We start from the raw sequence: 12,139 nt of genomic DNA on the forward strand, positions 1-12,139 counted from the left end.
GCCGAAGATCGGGTCGATCGTCTGCTGATCGCCGAACATCATCGACCGCCCTGCGCTGCCGCGGTTCCCAACGTGACGTCGACGGTCTTGGTCTGCCCGCCGTCGCTGTACGTGATCGAGACCTTGTCGCCGGGAGCATGTGAACGCACTGCCGCGATCAGCGAATCACCATCTGCGACAACACGATCGTCGACCTTGGTGATGACTGCACCCTTCGGGATACCGGCCTTGGCGGCCGGCCCGTCAGCAGTGACATCCATGACGGTTGCGCCGTCGGCGTTGTCCTGCGACGGCACGGTCACGCCGATCATGGCCTGAGTCGCCTTGCCGGTCTTGATCAGTTCGTCGGCAACGCGGCGTGCCTGATCGATCGGGATGGCGAAACCGAGGCCGATCGAACCGCCTTGGGTACCCGACGACGCTCCGAGCGAGGCGATCGCCGTGTTGATGCCGATCAGCTGGCCGTCCATGTTGACGAGGGCGCCACCGGAGTTGCCGGGGTTGATCGCTGCGTCGGTCTGCAGAGCGTCGATGACGGTGTTCTGGTTGCCGGACTCGCCGCTCGTGGACACCGGGCGATCGAGTGCGGAGATGATGCCTTCGGTGACCGTGCCGGCCAGGCCGAGTGGGGACCCGACGGCAACCACCTGCTGTCCGACCTGGACGTCGCCGGAGTTGCCGAGATCGATGGGGGTGAGGTCGTTGCGACCGTCGACCTTGATGACGGCGATGTCGGAGACGGGGTCGGCACCGACCAGAGTGGCCGAGGCCTTGGTTCCGTCGGAGAACGCAACGCGAAGTTGCGCTCCCTGTGCGCCGGCAACGTGGTTGTTGGTCAGGATCAGACCGTCGGAGGACAGGATGACACCGGAGCCCTCACCGCCCTGTCCCTGCGCGGTGGCTACCTCGATCTGCACGACGCTCGGCACGACCTTCGAGGCAACGGCCTGAACCGAGCCGGCGGGAGCGTTGGACGTGTTGGTCGCAGTGGGCTTCGGAGCGTTCAGAGAGTTGGTGACCGTCGCGGTTCCACCGTTGCGGTCCGCGACGACGGCGCCGACCACGCCACCGACACCACCACTGACCAGGACCAGGGCGAGAGCGCCGGCAACCAGCGCCATGCGTCCCGACTTCGGCTTTGTGGTGGTCGAACCGGAGTTCGGCCCCTGCAGCGGTGCGGGGATCTGGTTGTGGCCGCCGCCCGGGCCGTTCGGACCGCCGGGGCCACCAGGGTTGGGTGCGCCGTACGGGGCGCTCTGCTGGTACGCGGCCTCATGGGCACCGTGCGGGTGGCCGAAAGCCTGCGTGGGCTGCTGCTGCTGCGCCTGCCCGAAGGCTTCGGTGGGCCGGCCTTCAGTGGGTCGGGCTTCGGCGGGTCGGGCGAACGACTCGGTCGGCTGGTACGGCTGCTGAGGCGCCTGCCCCTGAGGCTGCTGCGGCGGCACGGGAGGCTGGGCCTGAGGTGCCGTCGGCTGTGCCTGAGGTGCTGTCGGCTGCGCCTGGGTGGTGGGCTCGCTGTTGGGCTGCTCGGGCCGGGTCGGCCCGACGTTACGGTCCTCGGTCATCGGCTCGCTTTCGTCTACGGTGACCACCGGACGGGCAGTCACAACTGTTCTGCCGACAATGCTGCCTTGCGCTGCTGAGAAGGCGCTGAGACGTGCCTGTCACTTTACCCAGAGTTCGACGTGAAAAACCGGTGTTGTCGGTTCGGCCCGAAAGACTTTCGGGCCGAACGCATTAAGCCGTGACGTCAGTCACCGAAGCGAGGGACCAACGGGTCTACAGAACACGCTACTCGGCACTCGGCCCCGGTTCACCGGGAAGCACGATACGAACAAGCGCTCCCCCACGATCGGATTCGTCGATCGCGATGGTGCCGCCGTGCTTGACGACGACCTGACGCACAATCGCAAGTCCCAGACCCGATCCCGGCATCGAACGTGCCGCAGTCGACCGGTAGAAACGATCGAACACCAACTCCCGATCCTCCTCCGGAATGCCAGGTCCCGCATCACTTACGGTCAATTCCAACAATCCTTGACCCACCGGACGCATTTCGACGCGTACCTGTTCGCCCTTCGGACTCCACTTCGCAGCGTTGTCGAGGACGTTCAGCACGGCACGCGACAGGCCCGCTTGATCTCCGTAGACGTACCACGGAGTGGTGACCGCCTCGAACTCGATTTCGTTGCGCCTGCGCCGCGCTCGTTCGAGCGCACGCTCGACGACGTCGCTGACGTCGACGCGCTCGTACACGGTTTCGGGTGCGTCTTCACGGGCCAGGTCGACGAGGTCGCCGACCAGAGTCGACAGTTCCTCGATCTGCGCGACGACATCGGCACGAAGTTCTGCCATGTCCTCGTCGGGAATCTGCGGCGCACCGGGGCGACTGGACGCGATCAGCAATTCCATGTTGGTGCGCAACGAAGTCAACGGCGTCCGCAACTCGTGTCCGGCGTCCGCGACGAGGCGCGACTGACGCTCGCGGGACTCGGCGAGCGCCCGCAGCATCGTGTTGAAACTCTCTGTCAGGCGCGCCAATTCGTCGCTGCCGGTAACGGGGATCTGCGTCAGATCGTCGGTCCGAGCGACTCGTTCGGTGGCAGCAGTCAGCCTGGCAATAGGTCGTAAACCGGTGCGGCCCACGGTAGTACCCGCCACTGCCGCAAGTATGACGCCACACCCGCCGACCACGAAGAGCACCCAGGCCAGACGGTCCAGTACCGCAACGGTCGGCGCGAGCCGCTGACCGATCACCAAAGTGCTGCCGTCATGGGTTCGTTGAGCCAGCACTCGCTGACCGTCGACGGTTCGCAGCGAGGAATCCGATTCGCCACGCGCTACGGCGTCTTCGGCTTCACCGATCGGCACGTCGGAACCGGGCGGCTGGTACGTGCTCAGGTCCGAGAAGATCAGGGCCACACTGATGTCGGTGGTGTACAGCGTCGCACCGGAGATGTAGCGAGGATCGAATCGCACGACATTGCTGTCGATGAGCACCGCTGCCCTGGTACGCAACTGGTGATCGACGTCCGCGTAGAGCGCACGCGAAACCACCGCGTAGGCAGCGATCGCCATGACTGCGACGGCAATGGCCACCACCGACGCGGCGAGCAGCGTCACACGCCAACGCAATGACACCGAACGGGTCAGTGGCATCGGCGGGCGCATTTCGACGGACGCTTGGGTGGTGGAGGATTTCTTCGGTTCGGCGTTCTTGCCGAACGGAGCGGTGATCACGGAGGCGTCTCCCGCAGGACGTAGCCGACTCCGCGGACGGTGTGGATCAACCTCGGTTCGCCGTCGGCTTCCGTCTTGCGACGCAGGTAGCCGACATACACCTCGAGGGCATTGCCGGACGTCGGGAAGTCGTATCCCCACACTTCTTCGAGAATGCGTCCACGGGTCAGCACGCGGCGTGGGTTGGCCATGAGCATTTCGAGGAGGGAGAACTCGGTGCGCGTCAGGCTGATCGATCGTTCGCCGCGCTTGACCTCACGGGTGACCGGGTCGAGGGTGAGGTCCTCGAACGCCATCATTTCGGAATCGGCGTCCAGATCGGGCGCGGTGCGGCGAAGTAGTGCACGCAACCTGGCAAGCAACTCTTCCAAAGCGAAGGGCTTGGGCAGGTAGTCGTCCGCTCCGGCATCGAGGCCGGCCACTCGCTCGCTGACCGAATCGCGGGCGGTGAGCACGAGGATGGGCAGGTCGTCGCCGGCACTGCGAAGACGACGGCACACTTCGAGTCCGTCGAGTCGCGGCATCATGACGTCGAGCACGACGGCGTCGGGCCGGTTGGCGAGGATCTTCTCGAGTGCGTCGAGCCCGTCGACCGCGAGCTCGACCGTGTAGCCGTTGAAGCTGAGCGACCGCCGAAGCGACTCGCGAACCGCCCGGTCGTCGTCGACCACCAAAATACGCATACCGACAGTTTGGACTGAAGTGCTGAGATGCGGCTGAGAGGGTCCGATTCCGGCCTCCGGCGTGTCGCGGTCAGTCCCGGGTTCGCCTCGGCCCGGGCAGGCTCCAATGACGCCATAACGCAAGCAGTCTGAACACCGCGGCGAACGCCGTGCCGCACACCAGCGCGGCGTTGGTGGACAGTCCGGCTTGCGAGACTGTGACCACCAACGCAGCGCCGAGCAGTGCGGGAACCGCGTACAGGTCCTTGTGCAGGAGCAGTGGCACCTCGTTGACGAGAACGTCGCGGATCACGCCGCCGCCGATCGCCGCGGTCGCACCGATCAACGTCGCCGCCAGCGAACTGGCGTTGTTGTCCAGCGCGATGACGGCGCCGGTACTCGCGAACAAGCCCATCCCCAGTGCGTCGAGCGCCAGGATTTCACGACGCAGTCGATTGAGCGGCTCGTGGAGGTAGAACACGGCGAGTGAGGTGGCGGCGGCCGTTCCGAAGTACGGCCAACTGCTCAGAGAGCTGGGCGGATGGACGCCGAGGAGAACGTCGCGGACGATACCGCCGCCGATGCCGGTGAACACACCCACCGAGCACACCCCGAAGATGTCGAGTCGCTTGGTGACGCCCACCAGGGCACCCGAGGCCGCGAACGCCACGATGCCCACCAGTTCGAGGATCCTCAGCAGCACCGGCCAAGGATCGCACGGTCAGATGCGGCTCGGGTCGATCACCCCGAGTCGAACTGCTTTGACCAGTCGCCGAGGGACTCGGTGGGTCTGGCCGAAGGCTGTGACCTCGACCAGATCGGGCGCCGTCGCCTTCCACTGGGCACGACGGCTGCGCGTGTTGGAACGGGACATCTTCCGCTTGGGAACGGCCATCAGAGTGCCTTGCGCTTTCCGTAGCGCCGCTCGAACTTCTCGACGCGTCCGGCGGTGTCCATCACACGTTGCGCTCCGGTCCAGAACGGGTGAGAGTCGCTCGTGACGTCGACGACCAGCAGCGGGTACGTGCCACCATCTTCCCATTCGACGGTGCGCTCACTCGTCACGGTCGATCGGGTCAGGAAGCTCTTGCCGGTGCTGGCGTCCTGGAAGACCACCGGGTGGTAGTCGGGGTGCATCTGCTTCTTCATTCGTTTCCCTCTCGCGTTGATTCGGTTTCGGCATAAGGTGATTCGGATTCGTCACACGGGTCTTCGTGAAACTCGCCGAACGGGTCTTCCCACGTTGCCCACGACGCTTCGTCCGCCAATTCGTCGTCGGTGACCAAGGCGTGCTGCAGTGTTCGGTCGATCTCGAGCGGGTTCGCACCGCATGTGAGAACGACCATCGAGGTGTCGCGATCACCGAAACGTTCGTCCCATTTCAGGGCCGCGAGTGCACGGCGTTCAGCTGGAACGCGGTCTCGTTCCTCCGGCGTCATCGCGGCAAGCCAGGTGTCCGCGCTGGCAACTCGCAGGCCACCGCCCGCCGATTCGAGCCAGAGCGCTTCACCCGGTTGCGTCGCCACCCAGACTCGTCCGCGGGAGTACACGACGCCTTCGAGCAGGACGTCGATCGCCTCGTGCAGACGACCGGGGTGGAACGGCCGGTTCGCGGTGAACTCGACGAGCATCACTCCGCCGTCGTCGTCGAGCGGCGGCTGGCGACGCAACAGCGGTGAGTGAGCGTCGGCCAGTTCACCGCGTCGCGCATCCGCAGGCACCTCGAGGAGCAGTGCCTCGATGTCGTCTCCCTCATCGAAGACGGGTACCCGTGGAGCGATGCGCGCGAGAACCGCGTTCAAGCGGGACCGCTGCCAGCCGTCGAGCGCATCGGACCCGCGTAGGACGAGCGCGTCGGCGAAGTCGACCTGCCCGACGACGACCTGAGCCAGGGTGCGGTCGTCGTCGAGAGCTTCGTCGCCGGTGGCGTCTGCCAGCCAGGTCGCCGCGTCGATGCACGTCACGACGGCGTCGACGCGGACGTCCCGCTGCGCCGGTCCGTCCAGTTGGCCGACGACGCCGGTTACGACGACGTGCTCGATCGCCCAGCACAGCGCCTCGGGCTCGAGTTGCCGGTCCAACAGCAACACGATCCGCTGCACCGAACTGTGCGAGTGAAGCCGGCGCAGGAGCGGCAGCAAGTCTTCGCGCAGGGTGCAGGAGACGCAGCCGTGCGCGAGCTCGAGGATCGTCTCGCGCTCGGACACAGTGCCGGCAGACCCGGCACTCCCGGTCATCGAGGTGACCGTCCGCCGGACCACCCCTTCACGGACGTGGCTCAGGTCGTGGTGGACCAGAACAGTTCCGGTTCGCAGCAACGCTCGTGCGGTGTGTGGGGTGGATTCGCTCATGCCGGCGACCAGGACCAGCGGAGTCCTGCCGTCCAAGATCGTGTTCACAGCGGGCCTTTCTGGGAATGATTGTCATTACCGAGGTTGAACGGTACATTGATCTCACCGCATTGTCGAAAATGATTGTCATCTGCAAGTTGAAAGGAACACCCATGTCGGCTCACTGCCAAGTGACCGGACGTGTGCCGGGGTTCGGAAAATCCGTCTCGCACTCTCACAAGCGTTCGAACCGTCGCTGGAACCCGAACATCCAGCGCAAGACCTACCTCCTGCCCAGCGAGGGGCGTCGCATCACACTCACGCTCTCGACCAAGGGCATCAAGACGATCGACCGCGACGGCATCGAATCCGTCGTCGCCCGGATCCGCGCGCGCGGCGAGAAGGTCTGAGCAGATGGCACGCAACGAGATCCGCCCGATCGTGAAACTCAAGTCCACCGCGGGCACCGGGTACACGTACGTGACCCGCAAGAACCGTCGTAACGACCCCGATCGACTCGTACTGAAGAAGTACGACCCGGTGCTGCGAAAGCACGTCGATTTCCGAGAAGAGAAGTAGGCATGGCCAAGAAGTCGAAGATCGCGAAGAACAACCAGCGACGGGTCGTCGTCGAGCGGTACGCGGAGCAGCGGTCCGCTCTCAAGGAGACGATCCGCTCCCCGAAAAGCTCGGCAGAGGAGCGCGCGAAGGCCCAAGCGACCCTGCAACGTCTACCACGCGACGCCAGTCCGGTACGATTGCGCAATCGAGACGCTGCGGATGGACGTCCGCGCGGCCACCTGCGGAAGTTCGGGCTCTCCCGGATTCGCGTGCGAGAAATGGCGCACCGTGGGGAACTGCCTGGCGTACACAAGTCGAGCTGGTAAGGAAGTCGGATGGCAGTCAAGCGTTCACCGTCGAAGAAGCCACGCCCCGTAGAGGGTCGTAAGCCCAAGAAGAACCCGTTGTTCGCAGCGAAGATCACGCATGTCGATTACAAGGACATCAACTTGCTTCGCACGTTCATCTCGGACCGCGGCAAGATCCGCAGCCGTCGCGTCACGGGCCTGACCCCGCAGCAGCAGCGTCAGGTCGCCGTTGCAGTGAAGAACGCACGCGAAATGGCGTTGCTCCCCTTCACCGCCGCCCGGTAGTCATACGTGCTCGGTAGTCACACGTAGAAGTACCGAAGAGGTCGCGCAGTCACTCGACTGCGCGGCCTTTTTGTTGCCCTGACTAAGATTTTCCCGAAGTCGTTCATTCCAGTCGAGAGGTGCCCGCAGCGTGTCGGGAGTTGTTGCGGGTTTCACCGTAATTTTTGTTGTCATCGCGGTCGGGTATCTCCTCGGCCGTCTCGGCACCCTCGGTAGCCAAGGACAGTTCGTTCTCGGTCGACTCGTCTTCTTCGTCGCGACGCCTGCCCTGCTGTTCACCACCCTCGCGTCGTCCGATCTTTCGGTGATCTTCTCGCCGACGCTCGCCGTTGCGTCGGCTACTGCCTTTGCCGTCGGCGCTCTGTACGTCGTCGTCGCAAAGATCTGGCTCAACCGGCCGCTACCCGAACTGACCATCGGCGCGCTGTCGGCTTCGTACGTGAATTCGGCCAACCTCGGAATCCCGATCGCGGTGTTCGTGCTCGGCGATGCCACGTTCGTCGCGCCGCTCCTGCTCTTTCAGATCGTCGTGTACTCCCCGATCGCCTTGACGATCCTCGATCTGACGGCCCTTCGCGGCGCGGATGCCGAGAAGCTCTCGTTGATCGACACCGTCACCGCCCCGTTCAAGAATCCGATCGTGCTCGCGGGCGCTGCGGGGTTGATCGTCGCGTTGATCGGTTGGGTACCGCCCCGGCCGCTGATGCAGCCTTTCGAATTGATCGGCGCGACGTCCGTACCCGGTGCGCTGTTGGCATTCGGGCTCTCGCTCTACGGCGTGCGGGTGCTGGAGAAGGGCTCGAGTCCACGCCGCGACGTCGCGCTGGCATCGACGCTCAAGATCGTGGTCCAACCTGTGCTGGCCTATCTGATGGCGCATTTCCTCCTCGGCATCGACGGTCATCAGTTGTTCGCCATCGTGGTCGTCTCGACGTTGCCGACGGCGCAGAACGTCTTCATCTATGCAAGCCGCTATCGGCGCGGAATGGTCCTCGCCCGAGACAGTGCCTTTGTCACCACTTTGGCGTCAATTCCCGCAATTGCGCTGGTCACAGCGCTACTCGCTTGAGCAGGGTTACGGTGGATTCATGCGTGTACTAACCCTCGCCGTTCTGGCCTGCCTTGCTGTGGCCGGATGCTCCGTCGGGGCCCAGACCACGGGGCCGGTTGCCGCACCGACTCCGATGGCGGCCAACGAAGCAAGTCCCGCCGACTGGTCGCTCGGAACCCCCGTTCCCGACGAGGTCGACGACAGCGAGATGGGCACGGAGTTCGACAGCCGCACCGACATCGTGGGTGCGACGGCCACCATGTTCGAATCGTGGTCCGAGGTCGACGATCACACGGTGGCAGTCCACTTCGTGACCGGTACTCCGGAGTGCTACGGCGCGTACGCAACCGTCGAAGAGACTGATACGACGGTGATCGTCACGCTCCGAACCGGAGCATTGCCGGAGGCCGCGGACAAGATGTGCATCTTGGTTGCCGTGTTCGGCAGCCTGGACGTTCCGCTGAGCCGACCGCTCGGCGATCGCCACGTCATCAACGGCTAGCCGCGCCTAAACGGCACAAGATCACCGATCGAACACGCCGTTTCGTCAGGTGTGGTGTGCGTCTCCTCGGGACAGACTGAAAACCGACACCCGTTCACTCGCTCGTCGGCATCTTTCGACTCGAGCGGTGCTCAACATGAAGGAGCTCGCAAGTGCCTACTCTCCAGAGAGACGTTGCAATCGTCGGCGCCGGCCCCTCTGGCCTGGCAGCTGCAACCGCGCTGCGCAAGGCCGGTTTGACCGTCGCTGTGATCGAAGCGCGCGACCGCGTCGGCGGCCGCACGTGGACCGACACCATCGACGGAGCAGTTCTGGAAATCGGCGGCCAGTGGGTCTCCCCCGACCAGACCGCGCTGATCTCCTTGCTCGACGAACTCGGCCTGAAAACTTTCGAGCGCTACCGCGAGGGCGAGTCCGTCTACATCTCGTCGGCAGGTGAGCGGACGCAGTACACGGGCGATTCCTTCCCCACGAACGACACCACGAAGAAGGAGATGGACCGTCTCATCGACGAGATGGACGATCTCGCAGCGCAGATCGGCGCCGAGGAACCGTGGGCACATCCCCTCGCCCGCGATCTCGACACAGTCTCCTTCAAGCAGTGGCTGATCAATCAGTCCGACGACGCCGAGGCACGTGACAACATCGGTCTCTTCATCGCCGGTGGCATGCTCACCAAGCCCGCCCACTCGTTCTCTGCCCTGCAGGCCGTACTCATGGCCGCTTCCGCAGGCTCGTTCTCCCATCTCGTCGACGAGGACTTCATCCTCGACAAGCGAGTGATCGGCGGAATGCAGCAGGTATCGATCCGCATGGCAGAGGCCCTCGGCGACGACGTCTTCCTCAACGCACCCGTGCGTACGGTGCAGTGGAACGAATCCGGTGCAACGGTGTTGGCGGACGGCGATGTTCGCGTCGAGGCAAGCCGAGTGATCCTGGCCGTACCGCCCAACCTCTACTCCCGAATCTCGTACGATCCCCCGCTGCCGCGTCGTCAGCACCAGATGCACCAGCACCAGTCCCTCGGCCTCGTCATCAAGGTTCACGCGGTGTACGAGACGCCTTTCTGGCGCGAAGACGGCCTCTCCGGCACCGGCTTCGGCGCGTCCGAGGTAGTGCAGGAGGTGTACGACAACACCAACCACGAGGACGATCGCGGCACCCTGGTCGCGTTCGTCTCCGACGAGAAGGCCGACGCGATGTTCGAGCTTTCCGTCGAGGAGCGTAAGGCCACGATTCTGGCCTCACTTGCCCGCTATCTCGGCCCGAAGGCCGAAGAGCCGGTTGTGTACTACGAATCCGACTGGGGCTCGGAGGAATGGACCCGCGGTGCGTACGCAGCGAGCTTCGACCTCGGAGGCCTGCACCGCTACGGCGCGGATTCCCGCACGCCCGTCGGCCCGATTCACTTCTCGTGCTCCGACATTGCGGCCGAGGGGTACCAGCACGTCGACGGTGCCGTTCGGATGGGTCAGCGAACCGCAGCCGACATCATCGCTCGCAGCAAGGCCTGACGGCCGCTTTGCCAAGTCTCGATCATTGCCCGGCAGTCACGATTGCCGGGCAATGATCGAGAGCAGTAGTTCGGCCCGAACCCTGGCCACTTCCAGCCGACAGTCGATCAGGCTCTCCACCTTCGCCATTCGGCTCCGCAGTGTGTGCCGGTGAACGCCCATCGTGATGGCGGCCGCTTCCCAGTGTCCGTTGGCCTCGAGAAATGCCCGCAACGACGCCAGCAGTTCGGTGCCGTTGTCACGGTCGTAGTCCTCGATCGGTGTGATCATCGTTTCCGCCAGCGTGTTGAGCACTTCACGCGTCGAATCGAAAGACAGCAGCACACTTCCGGTCAGCGCCGCGAATTCCAAAGGTTCGCCACCGATTTCCGCCGCCGACGCACACAGCTGGGACTGTTCGACGGCGACCGCCAGCGCAGCGACCACCCGTCGCGCGCTCAAGCCGACACGAAGCGCGCGAAGATCCGACCTCGATACCCCGCCGAGCAGCTCTCGGGCGAACTCGACGTCGTCGGTTCCACGCAGCAGCACCGTGACGCGAGTGTCGTTGATCCGCGAGAACAACTGCCGCCCCGCCTTGTTCATGAACTCGGCAATCTCGGCTCCGACGCGTCCCGCTACGTCGGACGTGTCGGCAAGAACTGTCAATCCTCGGATCATTCCCTCGCCGTCGGCGGCATGCCTGATCTGTTGCCACGCCGGCGCCGGGTCGCGATCCTCGGTGAGCAGCAGCCCGAGGGCGTGCGAATTCAACTGATCCTGAGTAGCACGCAGGCGCGCAGGTTTCTCGAAGTCCAACGCCAACAACGAGTTCGCGTGACCGAGCAGTATCTGATCGACGTAGCTGAGCGCCGAAGCACTGATCACCGCCAGGTATCCGTACGGCGTTCGCCCGACGCTGATCTGCTGCACCGCGATCGACGCTCCAGACCTTGCGAGCGTCACGCTACTGGAGGCACCGCCCCCGAGAGTTGCTCGCAGTTCGTCGATCACGTCGTCCGTCGGCAGTTGAGGTGAGCTCTCGAGAACTCTTCCGGCGACGTCGAGAAGAAGCACCGTCGCCGAAGTCGCGATCGCCAGTTCACGCACGGTTGCGGCAGTTCCGCCGGAAATGACGGCACGCGTCATTCGCGGTTGCGCCCGCGACGCCCGGAGGACAGCTTCATATTCCTGCTCTGCCAACCGGCTCATCACACGCTTGACGACGGCAGCAAAAGGCGTCGGCAGCGGCACCTCGATCAGCGGGAGTCCGATCTCGTCGGCGACGGCCACCAGATCGGCCGGGACCTCGGGGTACGAGAGCCCGGTTCCGAATCCCACCGCCGCCACACCTGCCGCGTCGAGCATTCGGAGATAGCGGCCGCGCTTTTGCTGAGTGGACGGCAATCGGATGCCGGTGGTGAGGATGAATTCGCCGCCGGTCAACCACCGGAAAGGGTCGAGCAACTCCGTGGCGTGCGCAAATGTGATTTCGCGACCGACGCCCTGGGCGCCGCCTTTGAGTTCCAGCGCGAGGTCCGGCTGCGCCAACATCCACCGCACAGCGATCGTCATGGGCTGGACTGTACAACTCGGCGCGTCGGCGATCAAAGATTTCACCTTTTTGGCAGCTGCCTTTACTTGTGAGTCAGCGCACACTTGCTCACACACGCCCCACAAAGTGCGAGTTCCGTGCTGATCACCTCG

15 protein-coding genes are annotated in these 12,139 nt (G+C 64.4%); 7 read left to right on the forward strand and 8 right to left on the reverse strand.

The window, feature by feature from the left end; translation table 11 throughout:
- Nucleotides 1–38 precede the first annotated feature (38 nt).
- The 7 genes from ACBG85_RS20960 to mrf all read right to left on the reverse strand — a co-directional run bounded on the left by ACBG85_RS20960 (nucleotide 39) and on the right by mrf (nucleotide 6,301).
- On the reverse strand, nucleotides 39–1,565 hold the full coding sequence (locus tag ACBG85_RS20960) for a S1C family serine protease (RefSeq protein ID WP_234551792.1): 1,527 nt from the start codon (nucleotides 1,563–1,565) through the stop codon (nucleotides 39–41).
- Nucleotides 1,566–1,791: 226 nt separating this feature from the next.
- A complete protein-coding gene (locus tag ACBG85_RS20965; protein WP_020908630.1) occupies nucleotides 1,792–3,171 on the reverse strand; it encodes a HAMP domain-containing sensor histidine kinase in 1,380 nt (459 codons plus the stop codon).
- 65 nt (nucleotides 3,172–3,236) lie between these two features.
- Nucleotides 3,237–3,923, reverse strand: coding sequence for a response regulator transcription factor (locus ACBG85_RS20970; RefSeq protein ID WP_003946387.1), 687 nt, complete (start codon nucleotides 3,921–3,923; stop codon nucleotides 3,237–3,239).
- Nucleotides 3,924–3,993: 70 nt separating this feature from the next.
- Nucleotides 3,994–4,605: a trimeric intracellular cation channel family protein gene (locus tag ACBG85_RS20975; protein WP_003946409.1), complete on the reverse strand. Its 612-nt coding sequence runs from the start codon at nucleotides 4,603–4,605 to the stop codon at nucleotides 3,994–3,996.
- Between the two features lie 18 nt (nucleotides 4,606–4,623).
- On the reverse strand, nucleotides 4,624–4,797 hold the full coding sequence (gene rpmF / locus ACBG85_RS20980) for a 50S ribosomal protein L32 (protein ID WP_007727540.1): 174 nt from the start codon (nucleotides 4,795–4,797) through the stop codon (nucleotides 4,624–4,626).
- Nucleotides 4,797–5,051 carry a type B 50S ribosomal protein L31 gene (locus ACBG85_RS20985; RefSeq protein ID WP_003946367.1) on the reverse strand — a complete coding sequence of 85 codons (255 nt, stop codon included), beginning with the start codon at nucleotides 5,049–5,051 and terminating at the stop codon, nucleotides 4,797–4,799. The genes rpmF and ACBG85_RS20985 overlap by 1 nt, the downstream gene beginning before the upstream one ends.
- The gene (mrf, locus tag ACBG85_RS20990; protein ID WP_003946410.1) at nucleotides 5,048–6,301 is read right to left on the reverse strand and encodes a ribosome hibernation factor-recruiting GTPase MRF; all 1,254 of its coding nucleotides are present in this window, start codon (nucleotides 6,299–6,301) and stop codon (nucleotides 5,048–5,050) included. The genes ACBG85_RS20985 and mrf overlap by 4 nt, the downstream gene beginning before the upstream one ends.
- Nucleotides 6,302–6,405: 104 nt before the next feature.
- Here mrf and rpmB point away from each other — a divergent pair, with 104 nt between their 5' ends.
- The 7 genes from rpmB to ACBG85_RS21025 all read left to right on the forward strand — a co-directional run bounded on the left by rpmB (nucleotide 6,406) and on the right by ACBG85_RS21025 (nucleotide 10,453).
- Entirely contained in the window at nucleotides 6,406–6,642 is a 237-nt protein-coding gene (rpmB, locus tag ACBG85_RS20995) for a 50S ribosomal protein L28 (RefSeq protein ID WP_003946346.1), read from the forward strand.
- A 4-nt stretch (nucleotides 6,643–6,646) separates the two neighbouring features.
- A complete protein-coding gene (gene rpmG / locus ACBG85_RS21000) occupies nucleotides 6,647–6,811 on the forward strand; it encodes a 50S ribosomal protein L33 (protein ID WP_003946358.1) in 165 nt (54 codons plus the stop codon).
- Nucleotides 6,812–6,813: 2 nt separating this feature from the next.
- Nucleotides 6,814–7,119: a 30S ribosomal protein S14 gene (gene rpsN, locus ACBG85_RS21005; protein WP_003946379.1), complete on the forward strand. Its 306-nt coding sequence runs from the start codon at nucleotides 6,814–6,816 to the stop codon at nucleotides 7,117–7,119.
- A 9-nt stretch (nucleotides 7,120–7,128) separates the two neighbouring features.
- Nucleotides 7,129–7,386, forward strand: coding sequence for a 30S ribosomal protein S18 (gene rpsR / locus ACBG85_RS21010; protein WP_003946414.1), 258 nt, complete (start codon nucleotides 7,129–7,131; stop codon nucleotides 7,384–7,386).
- Between the two features lie 130 nt (nucleotides 7,387–7,516).
- Nucleotides 7,517–8,455 (forward strand): AEC family transporter, encoded by a 939-nt coding sequence (locus ACBG85_RS21015; protein WP_003946401.1) that lies wholly within the window; start codon nucleotides 7,517–7,519, stop codon nucleotides 8,453–8,455.
- Nucleotides 8,456–8,474: 19 nt separating this feature from the next.
- On the forward strand, nucleotides 8,475–8,939 hold the full coding sequence (locus ACBG85_RS21020; RefSeq protein WP_372024671.1) for a hypothetical protein: 465 nt from the start codon (nucleotides 8,475–8,477) through the stop codon (nucleotides 8,937–8,939).
- A 152-nt stretch (nucleotides 8,940–9,091) separates the two neighbouring features.
- Nucleotides 9,092–10,453: an NAD(P)/FAD-dependent oxidoreductase gene (locus tag ACBG85_RS21025; RefSeq protein WP_050656887.1), complete on the forward strand. Its 1,362-nt coding sequence runs from the start codon at nucleotides 9,092–9,094 to the stop codon at nucleotides 10,451–10,453.
- Nucleotides 10,454–10,489: 36 nt separating this feature from the next.
- Here ACBG85_RS21025 and ACBG85_RS21030 read toward each other — a convergent pair whose 3' ends face one another.
- Nucleotides 10,490–12,007: a PucR family transcriptional regulator gene (locus tag ACBG85_RS21030; RefSeq protein ID WP_081558234.1), complete on the reverse strand. Its 1,518-nt coding sequence runs from the start codon at nucleotides 12,005–12,007 to the stop codon at nucleotides 10,490–10,492.
- Between the last annotated feature and the right edge of the window lie 132 nt (nucleotides 12,008–12,139).

Origin of the sequence: Rhodococcus sp. NyZ502, from assembly GCF_041464245.1 — a bacterium.
GTDB classification, from domain to species: domain Bacteria; phylum Actinomycetota; class Actinomycetes; order Mycobacteriales; family Mycobacteriaceae; genus Rhodococcus_F; species Rhodococcus_F qingshengii.

Bases quoted from the DNA above. Each gene is read 5' to 3' on its own strand.
- ACBG85_RS21030 (WP_081558234.1), bottom strand. From the start codon at position 12,007: ATGACGATCGCTGTGCGGTGGATGTTGGCGCAGCCGGACCTCGCGCTG.
- rpsR (WP_003946414.1), top strand. From the start codon at position 7,129: ATGGCAGTCAAGCGTTCACCGTCGAAGAAGCCACGCCCCGTAGAGGGT.
- rpmB (WP_003946346.1), top strand. From the start codon at position 6,406: ATGTCGGCTCACTGCCAAGTGACCGGACGTGTGCCGGGGTTCGGAAAA.
- ACBG85_RS20965 (WP_020908630.1), bottom strand. From the start codon at position 3,171: ATGCGCCCGCCGATGCCACTGACCCGTTCGGTGTCATTGCGTTGGCGT.
- ACBG85_RS20970 (WP_003946387.1), bottom strand. From the start codon at position 3,923: ATGCGTATTTTGGTGGTCGACGACGACCGGGCGGTTCGCGAGTCGCTT.
- ACBG85_RS20985 (WP_003946367.1), bottom strand. From the start codon at position 5,051: ATGAAGAAGCAGATGCACCCCGACTACCACCCGGTGGTCTTCCAGGAC.
- ACBG85_RS21020 (WP_372024671.1), top strand. From the start codon at position 8,475: ATGCGTGTACTAACCCTCGCCGTTCTGGCCTGCCTTGCTGTGGCCGGA.
- rpmG (WP_003946358.1), top strand. From the start codon at position 6,647: ATGGCACGCAACGAGATCCGCCCGATCGTGAAACTCAAGTCCACCGCG.
- ACBG85_RS20960 (WP_234551792.1), bottom strand. From the start codon at position 1,565: ATGACCGAGGACCGTAACGTCGGGCCGACCCGGCCCGAGCAGCCCAAC.
- rpmF (WP_007727540.1), bottom strand. From the start codon at position 4,797: ATGGCCGTTCCCAAGCGGAAGATGTCCCGTTCCAACACGCGCAGCCGT.
- rpsN (WP_003946379.1), top strand. From the start codon at position 6,814: ATGGCCAAGAAGTCGAAGATCGCGAAGAACAACCAGCGACGGGTCGTC.